The organism is Streptomyces sp. V4I23, from assembly GCF_030817975.1.
Classification (GTDB): domain Bacteria; phylum Actinomycetota; class Actinomycetes; order Streptomycetales; family Streptomycetaceae; genus Streptomyces.
The window spans coordinates 6,145,615-6,161,370 of record NZ_JAUSZW010000004.1 but is presented as its reverse complement, the minus strand read 5'-3'; the positions used below and the strand labels follow the sequence as shown (position 1 = coordinate 6,161,370).

Annotated in this window: 18 protein-coding genes; 7 read left to right on the top strand and 11 right to left on the bottom strand. The window is 70.7% G+C overall.

From position 1 onward, the window contains the following. Window positions 1–151: 151 nt before the first annotated feature. Window positions 152–1,378 carry a phosphoserine phosphatase SerB gene (gene serB / locus QFZ82_RS30290; protein ID WP_307716164.1) on the top strand — a complete coding sequence of 409 codons (1,227 nt, stop codon included), beginning with the start codon at window positions 152–154 and terminating at the stop codon, window positions 1,376–1,378. A 65-nt stretch (window positions 1,379–1,443) separates the two neighbouring features. On the opposite strand, the gene QFZ82_RS30285 is transcribed toward serB, so the two are convergent. The 4 genes from QFZ82_RS30285 to QFZ82_RS30270 all read right to left on the bottom strand — a co-directional run bounded on the left by QFZ82_RS30285 (window position 1,444) and on the right by QFZ82_RS30270 (window position 3,860). Next, window positions 1,444–1,995 carry a histidine phosphatase family protein gene (locus tag QFZ82_RS30285; RefSeq protein ID WP_307716163.1) on the bottom strand — a complete coding sequence of 184 codons (552 nt, stop codon included), beginning with the start codon at window positions 1,993–1,995 and terminating at the stop codon, window positions 1,444–1,446. A gap of 72 nt (window positions 1,996–2,067) precedes the next feature. Continuing rightward, a complete protein-coding gene (locus QFZ82_RS30280) occupies window positions 2,068–2,271 on the bottom strand; it encodes a hypothetical protein (RefSeq protein WP_307716162.1) in 204 nt (67 codons plus the stop codon). Window positions 2,272–2,437: 166 nt separating this feature from the next. Beyond that, complete coding sequence (locus tag QFZ82_RS30275) at window positions 2,438–2,554, bottom strand: SGM_5486 family transporter-associated protein (RefSeq protein WP_256355980.1); 117 nt, start codon at window positions 2,552–2,554, stop codon at window positions 2,438–2,440. 4 nt (window positions 2,555–2,558) lie between these two features. Continuing rightward, entirely contained in the window at window positions 2,559–3,860 is a 1,302-nt protein-coding gene (locus QFZ82_RS30270; RefSeq protein WP_307716161.1) for an MFS transporter, read from the bottom strand. Window positions 3,861–3,975: 115 nt separating this feature from the next. Here QFZ82_RS30270 and QFZ82_RS30265 point away from each other — a divergent pair, with 115 nt between their 5' ends. Next, window positions 3,976–4,662, top strand: coding sequence for a FadR/GntR family transcriptional regulator (locus QFZ82_RS30265; RefSeq protein ID WP_307716160.1), 687 nt, complete (start codon window positions 3,976–3,978; stop codon window positions 4,660–4,662). Here QFZ82_RS30265 and QFZ82_RS30260 read toward each other — a convergent pair. The 3 genes from QFZ82_RS30260 to fabG form a co-directional block, all read right to left on the bottom strand. Then, window positions 4,625–5,008, bottom strand: a complete 384-nt coding sequence (locus QFZ82_RS30260; protein ID WP_307716159.1) for a hypothetical protein — start codon at window positions 5,006–5,008, stop codon at window positions 4,625–4,627. The genes QFZ82_RS30265 and QFZ82_RS30260 overlap by 38 nt on opposite strands. A gap of 179 nt (window positions 5,009–5,187) precedes the next feature. Next, window positions 5,188–5,955, bottom strand: coding sequence for an enoyl-ACP reductase FabI (gene fabI / locus QFZ82_RS30255; RefSeq protein WP_307716158.1), 768 nt, complete (start codon window positions 5,953–5,955; stop codon window positions 5,188–5,190). A gap of 4 nt (window positions 5,956–5,959) precedes the next feature. After that, complete coding sequence (fabG, locus tag QFZ82_RS30250; RefSeq protein ID WP_307716157.1) at window positions 5,960–6,679, bottom strand: 3-oxoacyl-[acyl-carrier-protein] reductase; 720 nt, start codon at window positions 6,677–6,679, stop codon at window positions 5,960–5,962. A 247-nt stretch (window positions 6,680–6,926) separates the two neighbouring features. Between fabG and QFZ82_RS30245 the strand changes: the two genes are divergently transcribed. The 3 genes from QFZ82_RS30245 to tyrS are packed head-to-tail and all read left to right on the top strand — an operon-like array spanning window position 6,927 to window position 11,170. Next, a complete protein-coding gene (locus QFZ82_RS30245; protein WP_307716156.1) occupies window positions 6,927–8,450 on the top strand; it encodes a TldD/PmbA family protein in 1,524 nt (507 codons plus the stop codon). Continuing rightward, the gene (locus tag QFZ82_RS30240; RefSeq protein ID WP_307716155.1) at window positions 8,450–9,847 is read left to right on the top strand and encodes a TldD/PmbA family protein; all 1,398 of its coding nucleotides are present in this window, start codon (window positions 8,450–8,452) and stop codon (window positions 9,845–9,847) included. Before QFZ82_RS30245 ends, QFZ82_RS30240 begins: the two co-directional genes overlap by 1 nt. Before the next feature lie 54 nt (window positions 9,848–9,901). Continuing rightward, window positions 9,902–11,170, top strand: a complete 1,269-nt coding sequence (tyrS, locus tag QFZ82_RS30235; protein ID WP_307716154.1) for a tyrosine--tRNA ligase — start codon at window positions 9,902–9,904, stop codon at window positions 11,168–11,170. A 99-nt stretch (window positions 11,171–11,269) separates the two neighbouring features. Here tyrS and QFZ82_RS30230 read toward each other — a convergent pair whose 3' ends face one another. Next, window positions 11,270–11,548, bottom strand: a complete 279-nt coding sequence (locus QFZ82_RS30230) for a GlsB/YeaQ/YmgE family stress response membrane protein (RefSeq protein ID WP_307716153.1) — start codon at window positions 11,546–11,548, stop codon at window positions 11,270–11,272. Window positions 11,549–11,771: 223 nt separating this feature from the next. Here QFZ82_RS30230 and QFZ82_RS30225 point away from each other — a divergent pair, with 223 nt between their 5' ends. Both QFZ82_RS30225 and QFZ82_RS30220 read left to right on the top strand, forming a co-directional pair. Continuing rightward, window positions 11,772–12,134 carry a DUF3099 domain-containing protein gene (locus QFZ82_RS30225; RefSeq protein ID WP_307717891.1) on the top strand — a complete coding sequence of 121 codons (363 nt, stop codon included), beginning with the start codon at window positions 11,772–11,774 and terminating at the stop codon, window positions 12,132–12,134. A gap of 191 nt (window positions 12,135–12,325) precedes the next feature. After that, window positions 12,326–12,568, top strand: coding sequence for a hypothetical protein (locus QFZ82_RS30220; protein ID WP_307716152.1), 243 nt, complete (start codon window positions 12,326–12,328; stop codon window positions 12,566–12,568). On the opposite strand, the gene moaA is transcribed toward QFZ82_RS30220, so the two are convergent. The 3 genes from moaA to QFZ82_RS30205 all read right to left on the bottom strand — a co-directional run bounded on the left by moaA (window position 12,551) and on the right by QFZ82_RS30205 (window position 15,676). After that, window positions 12,551–13,540 carry a GTP 3',8-cyclase MoaA gene (moaA, locus tag QFZ82_RS30215; protein ID WP_307716151.1) on the bottom strand — a complete coding sequence of 330 codons (990 nt, stop codon included), beginning with the start codon at window positions 13,538–13,540 and terminating at the stop codon, window positions 12,551–12,553. The two genes, QFZ82_RS30220 and moaA, sit on opposite strands and share 18 nt — an antisense overlap. A 151-nt stretch (window positions 13,541–13,691) precedes the next feature. Continuing rightward, window positions 13,692–15,314: a cation acetate symporter gene (locus tag QFZ82_RS30210; RefSeq protein ID WP_307716150.1), complete on the bottom strand. Its 1,623-nt coding sequence runs from the start codon at window positions 15,312–15,314 to the stop codon at window positions 13,692–13,694. Continuing rightward, window positions 15,311–15,676: a DUF485 domain-containing protein gene (locus tag QFZ82_RS30205; RefSeq protein ID WP_307716149.1), complete on the bottom strand. Its 366-nt coding sequence runs from the start codon at window positions 15,674–15,676 to the stop codon at window positions 15,311–15,313. The genes QFZ82_RS30210 and QFZ82_RS30205 overlap by 4 nt, the downstream gene beginning before the upstream one ends. Between the last annotated feature and the right edge of the window lie 80 nt (window positions 15,677–15,756).

The window sequence follows — 15,756 nt, the reverse complement described above, 5'->3', positions numbered from 1 at the left end:
GGGGCGGCACATCGTCCGCACTGCCCGCGGACGGTGTTCAACCGTGCGTAACCATGACGAACCGGGGTGTGAGCGGCGTCCGGGGCGCGAGTGTCCGGCTGGCGGGACAGGAGGTGGGATCGCGCCCGCCGCCCGATACGGTGGTAGCACCATGAGCGCATCGCAGCCCCCTCTCGGCACCGACATCCCGACCCTTCTCGTCAAGATCTTCGGGAAGGACCGTCCCGGTATCACGGCCGGGCTCTTCGAGACCCTCGCGGCCTACTCGGTCGACGTGATCGACATCGAGCAGGTCGTCTCGCGGGGACGCCTCGTCCTGTGCGCGCTCGTCACCGCGCCGACGGCCGGCGGCACCACGGAGGGCGAGCTGCGGGCGACCGTGCACAGCTGGGCCGAGGCCCTGAAGCTGCAGGCCGAGATCATCTCGGGTACGGGCGACAACCGGCCGCGCGGCAGCGGCCGTTCCCACGTGACCGTGCTCGGTCACCCGCTGACGGCCGAGGCCACGGCGGCCATAGCGGGCCGGATCAGCGGCATGGGAGCGAACATCGACCGCATCTTCCGGCTGGCGAAGTACCCCGTGACCGCCGTGGAATTCGCGGTGTCCGGCGTGGAGACCGAGCCGCTGCGCACGGCGCTGGCCACCGAGTCGCACGAGATCGGCGTCGACGTGGCCGTCGTGTCGGCGGGCCTGCACCGGCGGGCCCAGCGCCTGGTCGTGATGGACGTCGACTCCACGCTCATCCAGGACGAGGTCATCGAGCTGTTCGCGGCCCATGCGGGCTGCGAGGACGAGGTGGCCGCGGTGACGGCCGCGGCGATGCGCGGCGAGCTGGACTTCGAGCAGTCCCTGCACGCGCGGGTGGCGCTGCTGGAGGGCCTGGACGCGTCGGTCGTGGACAAGGTGCGTGCCGAGGTACGGCTCACGCCGGGGGCGCGGACCCTGATCCGTACGCTGAAGCGGCTCGGCTTCCAAGTGGGCGTCGTCTCGGGCGGGTTCACCCAGGTCACCGACGATCTCAAGGAGCGCCTGGGCCTCGACTTCGCATCGGCGAACACCTTGGAGATCAAGGACGGCAAGCTGACCGGCCGGGTCGTCGGCGACATCGTGGACCGGGCGGGCAAGGCGCGGCTGCTGCGCGCCTTCGCGGCCGAGGCCGGGGTGCCGCTGTCCCAGACGGTCGCGATCGGCGACGGTGCCAATGATCTGGACATGCTGAACGCCGCGGGGCTCGGGGTCGCGTTCAACGCCAAGCCCGTGGTCCGCAAGGCCGCGCACACCGCGGTCAACGTGCCCTTCCTGGACACGGTGCTGTATCTGCTGGGCGTCACCCGCGAAGAGGTCGAGGCCGCCGACGACGGCACCGAGGAGCACTGAGCGCGCCCTGCGCGATACGGAGGCCCCGGCGCACGGTGTGCGCCGGGGCCTCGCCGTTCCGGGGCTCAGTCGTGCGGGGTCCAATAGTCGAGCAGCTTGCCCACACCGTGCTCCACCGACTTCCAGGAGCCGGTGAACGCGACGACGGCGAACGCCGAGGTCGGGAAGCCGTCCCGGGTCATCCGGGTCAGCGCGTCGCCCTCCGCACTGCCCGCGAGGGCGTCGGCGAGGGCGTGCATACCGGGGTTGTGGCCGATGACGAGCAGGTCGTCGACCTCGTCCGGGGTCTCGTTGAGCAGGGCGATGAGCTCTCCGAGGGAGGCGTCGTACAGCCGCTCCTCGTAGACCGTCTTCGGGCGGTGCGGCAGCTCGTGAACGGCGAGCTTCCATGTCTCACGGGTTCTGGTCGCGGTGGAGCACAGGGCCAGGTCGAAGGCGATACCGGTGTCGGCGAGCCTGCGGCCGGCCACGGGGGCGTCCTTGCGGCCGCGCTCGGCGAGCGGGCGATCGTGGTCGGACACCTGGGGCCAGTCGGCCTTCGCGTGCCGGAGGAGGACGATCCTGCGGGACTCGGAAGATCCGGGGGGAGTCCCCCCGGAGGACACAGCGGCGCTCATGCACCCCAGCTTCGCATGAAATGAGCCAATGGGCGCAGGGTGTTGACGCGCTCTCCCCTGAAGGGGAACGCGTCAGCGGACCAGGATCCGCAGGATCTGCCGCAGGAGGTCACCGGCCGCCGGATCGGCCCCGGCCGCGTGCGCGTCGCCGGGGACGGCGATGAGCGTCAGCAGTGCGGCGAAGGCGAGCACGGGCAGGACGAGGGCCCACCACGGCAGCCTGGCGACGACGCCCGTGGCCGGGGAGTGGGGCCGGGTGTGCGTGTGGGCCGCCATGGCCGCCTCCGTCAGGTCCGAGGTCGAGTACCTCGAACGTACGGATCATGAGGCGCCGCGCCCATCCGGTGACCCACCCACTTCACCCTGAGCCTGACCCCCTAGGGGTCGGTGGTGCGGGCACCACCCTTTTCGCTCGCCACTTATGCGGCCGGGACCAGCCCTGTCACGGGGCCGCGACCGTGGCGATGATCGCGATCACCACGCCGATGAGAAGCATCGCGCCGAAGACTCCGAGGAGCTTCTTCTGGCCGTTCTGGGGGTTCGGGTCGAGCACAGGCATGGGATCAGTCTCGCACCCGCGTCTCGTCCTCTATCGTCCGGTCCCGTCCCGCCATCACGCCCACGATCATCTGGGGCACCAGCAGGCCCGCCATCAGCCCCAGCGGCAGCGTCCAGCCGCCGCTGTGCTGGTAGAGCACGCCCACCAGCAGCGGGCCCGGGATGGAGATCAGGTAGCCGGTGGACTGGGCGAAGGCCGACAGCCGTACGACCCCGGCGCCCGTGCGCGAACGCATGCCGATCATGGTGAGGGCCAGCGGGAAGGCGCAGTTGGAGACGCCGAGCAGCAGCGCCCAGAGCCAGGCGCCCGCCACCGGCGCGAGGAGCAGGCCGAGGTAGCCGGCGAGTCCGCACACGCCCAGGGCGATGACGATCGGGCCCTGGCTCTTCATGCGGCTGGCCAGACGCGGGATGACGAAGGCGAGCGGCACGCCCATCACCATGGTGACGGCGAGCAGCACTCCCGCGGTGGAGGCCGAGACGCCCGCGTCGCGGAAGATCTGCGGCATCCAGCCCATCGTGATGTACGCGCCGGTGGCCTGGAGCCCGAAGAAGCAGCCGAGGGCCCATGCGGTGGGGCTGCGGGTCACGCGGGGCTCGGGGACGTCCTCGGCGCCTGCGGCACCGGCGGCGTACGGGCGTGCGCGGTCCCGGTCGCGCACCAGGCCGATCCAGGGCAGTACGGCCACCGCGGCGACCGCGGCCCACACCGCGAGCCCGACGCGCCAGCTGCCGCCCAGGGCCTGGGTGACGGGCACGGTCGCGGCGGCGGCGAGCGACGTGCCGAGCGCCAGGGCCATGGAGTAGAGACCGGTCATCGAGCCGACCCGGTCGGGGAAGTACCGCTTGACGATCACCGGCATGAGGACGTTGCTGACGGCGATGCCCATGAGCGCGAGCGCGCTGGCCGCGAGGAAGCCCGGCGTGCCGCCCGCGAACGGACGGACCAGGAGCCCGGCGGCGATGGCCGCCATGCCGGCGCAGACGACGGCGGCGGGTCCGAAGCGGCGGGCCAGCCGGGGGGCGGCGACGCCGAACACCGCGAAGCACAGCGGCGGTACGGACGTGAGCAGTCCGGCGACGCTGCCGCTCATGTGGAGCCCGACGCGCGCCTCTTCGAGGAGGGCGCCGAGGCTCGTGATCGCGGGCCGCAGGTTGAGGGCGGCGAGGACGATGCCGACGACGACGAGCCGGGTGGTCCACACCGCCCGCCGCGCCGCGGCCTCCGGCGCGGCGGCTTCCAGGGATGCGGCGGAGGAGGGGAGCGCCGTGGCGGCGTGGCGGAGGGTCCGGGTCTCGTCGGGCATAGGACCATCATAGAATCATGGGATGATTGGTTGTCCAATCCCGTACGAACCCGGTTTCCCCGCGGCCGGGTCCGCGTACGACCATGAGTGGGCGACTTCCACGACAAGGAGCACCATGGCGCTGTCCTCTCCCCGGCGTTCCGCGCTCTCGGACCAGGTGATCGCCGAGCTGCGGAACCAGATCACCTCGGGCGAGTGGCCGGTCGGCTCGCGTATCCCGACCGAACCGGAACTGGTCGAGCAGCTGGGCGTGGCCCGCAACACCGTCCGTGAGGCGGTGCGCGCACTCGCCCACAACGGCCTCCTGGACATCCGCCAGGGCTCGGGCACCTATGTGATCGCCACCAGCGAGCTGGCCGGCGTGATGCACCGCCGGTTCGCCGACGCCGACCCCCGTCATGTCGCCGAGCTGCGCTCCACGCTGGAGTCGTCGGCGGCCCGGCTCGCCGCCGAGCGGCGCACCGCGAAGGACCTGAAGCAGCTGGACACGCTGCTGGCCCGCCGCGAGGAGGCGTGGGCGTCGGGCGACGCGGAGCAGTTCGTCGCGGCCGACGGGACCTTCCACCTGGCCGTGGTGGCCGCCTCCCACAACGAGGTCATGACCGAGCTGTACGCGGACCTGGCGGACCTGCTGCGCGACTGGCTGCGCGGCGACGTCGGCGGCGAGCTGCGCGAGGAGAACTACATGGACCACGCGCGGATGGTGGAGGCGATCCGGGCCGGGGACGGCGAGGCGGCCGCCGCGGAGGCGGCGGGTTACCCGTTCATGTGCCTGCGGCGGCCCGCTGCGGCTGGTGGCTGATCCAGGCGGACCGAATCTCCTTCCAGCACCGCTGGGTGAGCTCCGCGTACCCGGCGGGGCGCAGCTCGACCGGCTCCGAGTCGGCGTCGACGTCCCACCAGCGTGCGCACTCGACGTGCAGCTGCACGCGGTCGGCGGCGGGATAGGGGTTGTGGCAGTAGGCGGTGACCTGGGATCCCTCGATCACCGTGCCGCAGTCGGCCCGGTAGTCGGGGGGCTGCTCCCGCGTGTGCTGCCGGGGGCTCTGCCGTTCCTGACGACTGCCGGTCTGGGACGCCGTCGGTGTCGCCCACAGCAGGACCGTCACTGTGGCGAGTACGGCGGCTTGACGCCAGTTCGTACGCACAAGCAGTACCCCCTCGGCCGAGCTGCGGCGCGAGCGCCGCAAAAGCACCACAAGGAAGAGTTGCCCCTCCAGCATCGCCGCGGCCCGGTCGCACCGCCCACCCGTGGGGCCGAACGGGCGACGCCCCGCCCCCCGCGCGGTGCGGGGAACGGGGCGTCGCTCTTGTACGTCGTGCCTGGTCAGGCGCCCATGATGTGCACGCCGCCGTCGACGTGGACGATCTCACCGGTGGTCTTCGGGAAGAAGTCCGAGAGCAGGGCGACGACACCGCGGCCGGCCGGCTCCGGATCGGACATGTCCCACTGGAGCGGGGAGCGCTCGTCCCAGACCTTCGCGAGGTCCGAGAAGCCCGGGATGGACTTGGCGGCCATCGAGCCGAGCGGGCCCGCCGAGATCAGGTTGCAGCGCACGTTCTGCTTGCCCAGGTCACGGGCGAGGTAGCGGCTGGTGGCCTCCAGCGCGGCCTTGGCCGGGCCCATCCAGTCGTACTGCGGCCAGGCGAACTGCGCGTCGAAGGTCAGGCCGACGACCGAGCCGCCGTTCTGCATCAGCGGCAGGCAGGCCATGGTCAGCGACTTCAGCGAGAACGCCGAGACGTGCATCGCGGTCGACACGGACTCGAACGGCGTGTTGAGGAAGTTGCCGCCGAGCGCGTCCTGCGGGGCGAAGCCGATGGAGTGGACGACGCCGTCGAGGCCGCCGAGCTCCTCGCGCACCACGTCCTCGACCCGGGCCAGGTGCTCGTCGTTGGTGACGTCGAGCTCGATGACCTTGGCCGGCTTCGGCAGCTTCTTGGCGATGCGCTCGGTCAGGGTGGGCCGCGGGAAGGCCGTGAGGATGATCTCGGCGCCCTGCTCCTGGGCCACCTTCGCGGTGTGGAAGGCGATGGAGGACTCCATCAGCACACCGGTGATCAGGACGCGCTTGCCCTCGAGAATTCCGCTCATGTGATCAGTGACCCATGCCCAATCCGCCGTCGACGGGAATGACGGCTCCAGTGATGTACGAGGCGTCGTCGGAGGCGAGGAAGCGCACGGTGGCGGCGATCTCCTCCGGCTGCGCGTAACGGCCGAGGGGTACCTGGGAAACGATCCCGGCGCGCTGCTCGTCCGTGAGCGCCTGGGTCATGTCGGTGTCGACAAAGCCGGGCGCGACGACGTTGAAAGTGATGTTGCGCGAGCCGAGCTCACGCGCGAGGGAGCGGGCGAAGCCCACGAGACCGGCCTTGGAGGCCGCGTAGTTGGCCTGCCCGGCGGAGCCCAGCAGCCCCACGACGGAGGAGATCAGGACGACGCGGCCCCTCTTGGCGCGGAGCATGCCGCGGTTGGCGCGCTTCACGACGCGGAAGGTGCCGGTGAGGTTGGTGTCCAGGACGGAGGTGAAGTCCTCCTCCGACATGCGCATCAGCAGCTGGTCCTTGGTGATACCGGCGTTGGCCACCAGCACCTCGACGGGACCGTGCTTCTCCTCGATCTCCTTGTACGCCTGCTCCACCTGCTCGGCGTCGGTGATGTCGCACTTGACCGCCAGGCAGCCCAGCTCCGCCAGGGCGGCCGGGGGCTCCCCCGAGCGGTAGGTGATCGCGACGTTGTCGCCGTTCTCGGCGAACGCGCGGGCGATGGCGAGGCCGATGCCCCGGTTTCCTCCGGTGACGAGAACCGAGCGGCTCAACGGATCACCCTTTCCCTATGCGGTCTGGTACGTCTGCAAACTATCGGTACGGCACGGCGTACGGAGAATCGGGGCCTGACAGCGCCTTCCACCCGTCGCTGTCGGATCCCTACAGAAACTCCCCGCAAAGCCGCCGCGCAAAGTCCCCTCGAAGGCAACGAGCCACCGTCCCTCCGAACTGGCTGGCGAGGGGCCCGTCCGGCGCGACATGATCGGGGCGACCACGTCTCGACGACAGGAGACATCCGTGCCTCATTCCATCGACGCGGCCTTCACGGCGCTGCCGCTGCGGGCGCTCGCCGACGCGGCGCTCGCCCGGGCGCGTGCGCTCGGCGCCGAGCACGCCGACTTCCGCCTGGAGCGCGTCCGCAGCGCCTCGTGGCGGCTGCGGGACGCCAAACCCGCCGGATCGTCCGACTCCACGGACCTCGGGTACGCGGTGCGGGTGGTGCACGGCGGCGCCTGGGGGTTCGCCTCCGGTGTCGACATGACCATGAACGCCGCGGCCAGGGTGGCCGGGCAGGCGGTGGCCATGGCGAAGCTGTCCGCGAAGGTGATCGCGGCGGCGGGCTCGGACGAGCGCGTGGAGCTGGCGGACGAGCCGGTGCACGCGGAGAAGACCTGGGTCTCCTCGTACGAGGTCAACCCCTTCGATGTGCCGGGCGAGGACAAGAGCGCGCTGCTCGCCGACTGGAGCTCCCGGCTGCTGCGGGCGGCGGGTGTGGCGCATGTGGACGCCTCGCTGCTGACCGTGCAGGAGAACAAGTTCTACGCGGACACCGCGGGGACGGTCACCACGCAGCAGCGGGTACGGCTGCACCCGCAGCTCACGGCGGTCGCCGTCGACGAGACGACCGGCGAGTTCGACTCCATGCGCACCGTCGCGCCGCCCGTGGGACGCGGCTGGGAGTACCTGACCGGCACCGGCTGGGACTGGAACTCGGAGCTGGAGCGCATCCCGGAGCTGCTCGCGGAGAAGATGCGCGCGCCGAGCGTCGAGGCCGGGCGCTACGACCTGGTCGTCGACCCGTCGAACCTGTGGCTGACGATCCACGAGTCGATCGGCCACGCCACGGAGCTGGACCGCGCGCTCGGCTACGAGGCGGCCTACGCGGGGACGTCGTTCGCGACCTTCGACCAGCTCGGAAAGCTGGCGTACGGCTCCTCCGTGATGAACGTGACCGGTGACCGGACCGCCGAGCACGGGCTGGCGACGATCGGGTACGACGACGAGGGCGTCGAGGCGCAGAGCTGGGACCTGGTCAGGGACGGCACGCTGGTGGGCTACCAGCTGGACCGGCGCATCGCGAAGCTGACGGGCCTCGGCCGCTCCAACGGCTGCGCCTTCGCCGACTCGCCCGCCCATGTGCCGGTGCAGCGGATGGCGAACGTGTCCCTCAAGCCGGACCCGGGAGGTCTGTCGACGGAGGACCTGATCGGCGGGGTGGAGCACGGGATCTACGTGGTCGGCGACCGGTCGTGGTCGATCGACATGCAGCGCTACAACTTCCAGTTCACCGGTCAGCGGTTCTTCCGCATCGAGAACGGCCGGCTGGCCGGTCAGCTGAGGGACGTCGCCTACCAGGCGACGACGACCGAGTTCTGGGGCTCGATGGAGCAGGTCGGCGGGCCGCAGACGTACGTGCTGGGCGGCGCCTTCAACTGCGGCAAGGCCCAGCCGGGCCAGGTCGCTGCGGTCTCCCACGGCTGCCCCTCCGCCCTCTTCCGGGGCGTCAACATTCTGAACACGACGCAGGAGGCAGGACGCTGATGTCGCAGAGTCACGTGACCCCGCCGCACGAGATCGTCGAGCGGGCGCTGGAGCTGTCGACGGCCGACGGTTGCGTCGTCATCGCCGACGAGCACTCCTCGGCGAATCTTCGCTGGGCCGGCAACGCGCTGACCACCAACGGCGTGACCCGCGGCCGTACGCTCACCGTCGTCGCCACGGTCGACGGCTCCGAGGGCACGGCGTCCGGCGTGGTCTCGCAGTCCGCCGTGACCTCCGACGACCTGGAGCGGCTGGTGCGCGCCGCGGAGGACGCCGCGCGGTCCGCCGGGCCGGCCGAGGACGCCCGGCCGCTGGTCGAGGGCGTGGCCCCCTCCCCCGACTTCACGGACGCGCCGGCGGAGACGTCGTCGGCGGTGTTCGCGGACTTCGCACCGGCGCTCGGCGAGGCGTTCGCCCGGGCCCGCGCGGGCGGGCGGGAACTGTACGGCTTCGCCAACCACGAGCTCACCTCGACGTACCTCGGCACATCGACGGGGCTGCGGCTGCGCCACGACCAGCCGACCGGCACGCTGGAGCTCAACGCCAAGTCGCCCGACCGTATGCGCTCGGCCTGGGAGGGCCGTTCCACGCGGGACTTCACGGACGTGGACCCGGCGGCTCTGGACGCCGGGCTGGCGGAGCGGCTCGGCTGGGCGGAGCGCCGCTTCGACCTGCCGGCCGGCCGCTACGAGACGCTGCTGCCGCCGACCGCCGTGGCCGACCTGCTGATCTACCAGATGTGGTCGTCGGCGGGCCGGGACGCGGCGGAGGGCCGTACGGTCTTCTCCAAGCCCGGCGGCGGCACCCGTATCGGCGAAGCGCTGTCCTCGCTGCCGATGACGCTGCGCAGCGATCCGCACGAGCCCGGGCTGGAGGCGGCACCCTTCGTGATCGCGCACTCGTCCGGCGACGACGCCTCGGTGTTCGACAACGGTCTGCCGCTGTCGCCGACGGACTGGGTGCGCGACGGGAAACTGGAACACCTGATCACGACCCGGCACAGCGCCGGCCTGACCGGGCTGCCGGTCGCACCGGGGACGGACAACCTGATCCTGGACGCGGGCGGCGAGCGCTCCCTGGCGGAGATGGTGTCATCCACCGAGCGCGGTCTGCTGCTGACCTGCCTCTGGTACATCCGCGAGGTCGACCCCGCGACGCTGCTGCTGACCGGCCTGACCAGGGACGGCGTGTACCTGGTGGAGAACGGCGAAGTCGTGGGCGAGGTGAACAACTTCCGCTTCAACGAGTCGCCCGTCGACCTGCTGGGGCGCGCGACGGAGGCCGGCCGGACGGAGAAGACGCTGCCGCGCGAATGGGGCGACTGGTTCACCCGGGCCGCGATGCCGGCGCTGCGGGTGCCGGACTTCAACATGAGCTCGGTCAGCCGGGGTGTGTGACCCGCCTAGACTGGCTCCCACCGATCCATTCACGTACGAGGAGACGGAAGAACCGTGACGGACATCGTCGACGAGCTGAAGTGGCGCGGGCTGATCGCCCAGTCCACTGACGAGGACGCTTTGCGCAAGGCGCTCGCGGCCGGTCCCGTCACCTTCTATTGCGGCTTCGACCCGACCGCGGCGAGCCTCCACGTCGGACACCTGGTGCAGGTGCTCACCGTGCGCCGGCTCCAGCTGGCCGGGCACCGGCCGCTGGCGCTGGTGGGCGGGGCCACGGGTCAGATCGGTGACCCGCGGCCTACCGCAGAGCGCACGCTGAACGATCCGGAGACGATCGCGCAGTGGGTGAACCGGCTGCGTGCGCAGATCGAGCCGTACCTCTCCTTCGAGGGCGACAACGCCGCGATCATGGTGAACAACCTGGACTGGACCGCGGGCATGTCCGCGATCGAGTTCCTGCGGGACATCGGCAAGCACTTCCGCGTCAACAAGATGCTCACCAAGGACTCCGTCGCCCGGCGCCTGGAGTCGGAACAGGGCATCAGCTACACGGAGTTCAGCTACCAGCTGTTGCAGGGCATGGACTTCCTGGAGCTGTACCGGCGGTACGGCTGCACCCTGCAGCAGGGCGGCAGCGACCAGTGGGGCAACCTCACGGCGGGCCTGGACCTGATCCACCGCCTGGAGCCCGACGCCGAGGTGCACGCGCTGGCCACCCCGCTGATGACCAAGGCGGACGGCACCAAGTTCGGCAAGTCGGAGACCGGCACGCTCTGGCTCGACCCGGAGATGACCACGCCGTACGCGTTCTACCAGTTCTGGCTGAACACGGACGACCGGGACATCAACCGGTACCTGCGCGTCCTCAGCTTCAAGAGCCGCGAGGAGCTCGAGGAGCTGGAGAAGCAGACCGCAGAGCGTCCGCAGGCCCGTGCCGCGCAGCGCGCGCTGGCCGAGGAGCTGACGACCCTGGTGCACGGAGCCGACCAGTGCGCAGCGGTGATCAACGCGTCCAAGGCGCTGTTCGGACAGGGCGAGCTCGCCGAGCTCGACGAGCCGACGCTGCGGGCGGCGCTGTCGGAGCTGCCTCAGGCGCGGGTCACCGAGCTCGCCCCGGTCGTCGACCTGTTCGCCGAGGTGGGCCTGGTCGCCAGCAAGTCGGCCGCCCGGCGCACGGTGAAGGAGGGCGGCGCCTACGTGAACAATGTGAAGGTCACCGCCGAGGACGCCGTGGCGACGCCGGAGGAGCTGCTGCACGGGCGCTGGCTGGTGCTGCGCCGCGGCAAGAAGAACCTGGCCGCGGTCGAGGTCACGGCGGGCTGACCGGACAGGACGGACGGCGGCGGCCGGGCGGCTCTGCCCTGGCCGCCGCCGTCGTCCGGGGATCCGGTTACGCCCTCGTCCCGTTGCGGCGTCGGCCCGTCACGCGCGCCGTTTCCTGCCGCCGCGGGCCGCGGTGTACGCCATGTCGCCCAGGAACACGATGACGATGGCCGCCGCGAGCTGAAGTGCGTGCCGGCCCCAGTCGATGCCAGGGGTCTCCTGGATGCCGAAGCCCCGGGCGACGGCGTTGCCGATGACGGCTCCGAGGATGCCGAAGATGGTGGTCAGCCAGAGGGGACTGTGCTGCTTGCCCGGGATGACCGCCTTCGCGATCAGGCCGAGCACGAATCCCACGATGATCGCCCACAACCAGCCCATGGCTGCCTCCTTGTACGGCTCCCGACGAGCAGTTACGCCTGCCAGTCTCGGCCCGTGGGCCGTACGGCGCATGTCGGAGACACCCATACGCGTCCCGGCGCAGACAGGGCACGCAGACCGGCGGCGCCCCGCTCTCGAAGGCGGCGCAGTCGCGGCGTACCGTTGATGTGGTCAGCGCGGGATGTCCGGGATCGTCCGGCGCGGGATTCGGGTGGTGGAGCAGATGCGCAGGCGGGGCGGCACGGAGGTCTTCCGGATCACGGGGGCCCGGCAGGGGCTCGCCGACGATGTCCGCGGTCGGCAGCGACGCTACGTGATCTCGATGTCGGTGCGCACGGTGTCCGTGATCCTGGCCGCGGTCCTGTGGAACGTGGAACGTCATGTGGCCGTCGTCGCCCTGGTGCTCGGCGTTGTCCTGCCGTACATCTCCGTGGTCATCGCCAATGCGGGCCGGGAGAACGCGCCGTCTCTGCCGTCGACGCTCGTCCCCCCGCCGTCGCGGCCCATGATCGAGCCGGCGCCCGAGGACTCCACGACAGCCGGCGGATCTTTCGCGCAGGAGCGCCCCAAGTCCGAACAGGGCTGATGACGACCGCCCGCGACGGGGTCCGCGAACCTCAGGAAAACCTCAGATCAATCATGAAGTTCCTGTGCCCGGGGGCCCGTTACCCGTGACATACTGCCTAGGCGCTCCGCATCCCCCGTCGGAGCGACGGACCGACGCCGGGCAGCTCCCCCCGTGGCTGCCCGGCGTCGCCATGCGGGGACAATGTTCGGGTGAGTGACGAAACCCCGATCTGTTCCGCCAAGGGCTGCCGCGCCGACGCCGTCTGGGTCCTCGCGTGGAACAACCCGAAGCTGCACACCCCCGAGCGCCGCAAGACCTGGCTGGCCTGCGAGGAGCACCGGGAGCACCTGTCGCAGTTCCTCGGCGTACGCGGATTCCTCAAGGACGTCGTGACCCTGGAGGACTGGGAGCGCGCGCAGCGGCCGGAGGGAGGATCAGCCGCCGATCGCTGACATGGGGCGCTCGGGCTGGAGGAACGAGGGGTCGTCCAGACCGGATCCGGCCTTCTTCCCCCACATCGCCAGCCGCCATATGCGGGCGATCTCCTCGTCCGGCGCGTCCGAGCGCAGCGCCGCCCGCAGGTCGGTCTCCTCGGTCGCGAACAGGCACGTGCGCACCTGGCCGTCCGCGGTGAGGCGGGTGCGGTCGCAGGCCCGGCAGAAGGGGCGGGTGACGGAGGCGATGACGCCGACGCGGTGCGATCCGCCGTCGACGACCCATCGCTCCGCGGGCGCGGAGCCGCGGGCGCTGTCGCCTTCGGGGGTGAGCGAGAAGCGCGTACGCAGAGAGGCGAGGATGTCACCGGCCGTGATCATCCCATCACGCTTCCAGCCGTGCTGGGCATCCAGCGGCATCTGCTCGATGAACCGCAGCTCGTAGTCGTTCTCGACGGCCCAGGCGAGCAGGTCGGGGGCCTCGTCGTCGTTGAGCCCCGGCATGAGGACCGCGTTGACCTTGACCGGGGTGAGTCCGGCGGCGCGGGCGGCCTCGAGGCCGTCGAGCACGTCGTGGTGGCGGTCGCGGCGGGTGAGGGTCTTGAAGACGTCGGGGCGCAGGGTGTCGAGGGAGACGTTGACCCGGTCGAGGCCGGCGGTCTTGAGGGCCTCCGCGGTGCGCTTGAGCCCGATGCCGTTGGTCGTGAGGGACATCTTGGGGCGGGGCTCGAGGGCGGCGACACGCTCGACGATGCCGACGAGGCCGGGGCGCAGCAGGGGCTCGCCGCCGGTGAAGCGGACCTCGGTGATGCCGAGGTCGGTGACGGCGACGCGGATCAGGCGCACGATCTCGTCGTCGGTGAGCAGATCGGGCTTCTTCAGCCACTGCAGGCCCTCTTCGGGCATGCAGTACGTACATCGCAGGTTGCACCGGTCGGTCAAGGAAACCCGCAGGTCGGTAGCCACTCGGCCGTAGGTGTCGATGAGCACTGTGGGCCCCCTCCCCATTCGCGGATCTGACTCTTCCGAGCCTACGTCAGGGCACCGACACCGCGTGTGGCCCATTTGGCACGAGGCGCGGCACGGCCGCGTCGTATGACTCTACGACGCGGCCGCTACGGCGAGGTGTCGGCGGGCTCACTCAGTGGGCGCCGACGCCGGTGAGGGACTTGACCTCCAGCTCGGCGTACTTGCCCTTGTCGGGCTCCTCCCCGGACAGCAGGGAGCCGATCCAGCCGAGCAGGAAGCCGACGGGGATGGAGATCAGGCCGGGGTTCTCCAGCGGGAACCAGGAGAAGTCGGCGTCGGGGAACATCGAGGTGGGCTTGCCGGAGACGACCGGCGAGAAGAGCACCAGGACGACCGAGGCCGTCAGGCCGCCGTAGATGGACCACAGGGCGCCCTGGGTGGTGAACCTCTTCCAGAACAGGCTGTAGAGGATCGTCGGCAGGTTCGCGGACGCGGCGACCGCGAAGGCGAGGGCGACCAGGCCGGCGACGTTCAGGTCGCGGGCCAGGGCGCCGAGCCCGATGGACACGATGCCGATGGCGACGGTCGCCCAGCGGGCCGCGCGGACCTCCTCCTTCTCGGTGGCTTGCCCCTTGCGGATCACGTTCGCGTAGATGTCGTGCGCGAAGGACGACGAGGAGGCGAGGGTGAGGCCCGCGACGACGGCCAGGATGGTGGCGAAGGCGACGGCGGAGATCACGGCGAGGAGGATCGCGCCGCCGGCCGAGTCGACACCGCCGATGTGCAGGGCCAGCAGGGGCGCCGCCGTGTTGCCCGCCTTGTTGGACGCGGTGATCTCCGCCGGTCCGACGAGCGCCGCCGCCCCGAAGCCGAGCGCGATGGTCATCAGGTAGAAGGCGCCGATGATGCCGATGGCCCAGTTGACGGACTTACGGGCGGCCTTGGCGGTGGGCACGGTGTAGAAGCGGATCAGGATGTGCGGCAGGCCGGCGGTGCCGAGGACGAGCGCGATGCCGAGCGAGATGAAGTCCAGCTTGGACGTCCCGGTGACGCCGTACTTGAGGCCGGGCTCCAGGAACGCCGCGCCCTTGCCGCTCTGCTCGGCCGCCTGGCCGAGCAGTTCGGAGATGTTGAAGTTGAACTTGAGCAGCACCAGGAACGTGATGAGCAGGGTGCCCGCGATGAGCAGGACGGCCTTGACCATCTGCACCCAGGTGGTGCCCTTCATGCCGCCGATGGTGACGTACACGATCATCAGCAGGCCGACGAGGGCCACGATGGCGATCTTCCCGCCGTCGCTGGTGATGCCGAGCAGCAGGGAGACGAGGACGCCCGCGCCCGCCATCTGGGCCAGCAGGTAGAAGATCGAGACGACGATCGTGGACGTGCCCGCCGCGGTGCGTACGGGGCGCTGGCGCATGCGGTAGGCGAGGACGTCGCCCATCGTGTAGCGCCCGGAGTTGCGCAGCGGTTCGGCGACGAGCAGCAGGGCGACGAGCCAGGCGACCAGGAAGCCGATCGAGTAGAGGAACCCGTCGTAGCCGAAGAGGGCGATGGCGCCGGCGATGCCGAGGAACGATGCGGCCGACATGTAGTCGCCGGAGATGGCGAGGCCGTTCTGGAAGCCGGTGAACTGGCGGCCGCCCGCGTAGAAGTCGGAGGCGTCCTTGGTCTGCCGGCCCGCCCACACCGTGATGAAGAGGGTGGCGACGACGAAAGCGGCGAACAGGGTGATGATGAGCGGCCTGTGCTCGGTGGTCGCGCTCGACGCCGCGAGCTGGAGCGTGGGGCTCATGCGTCGGCCTCCATACGGGACTTGATGGCGTCCGCCTTCGGATCGAGCTTCGCGGCGGCGTGCCGCGAGTAGAACCAGGCGATGAGGAACGTGGTCGCGAACTGGGCGAGGCCGAAGACCAGGGCGACGTTGATGTTGCCGAAGAGCTTCGTGCCCATGAAGCCGCCCGCGTAGTTCGAGAGCAGGACGTAGAGCAGGTACCAGGCGATGAACGCGACGGTCAGGGGGAAGGCGAAGGAGCGGTAGGCGCGGCGCAGTTCGCCGAATTCCGCACTCTCCTGCACCTGGACGAACGACTCTGTCGTGGGCTGGGCGGGGCTGGCGCCCTTACCGCCCGGGGGCGGCGGTGCATCGGTGGCCACGGAGACTCCTCGCGACGCGGGTTCGGTGGTGGTCATGGGGATGTTGCCTTGCGGGAGCTGTTTGATGTTGTTCCACTCCC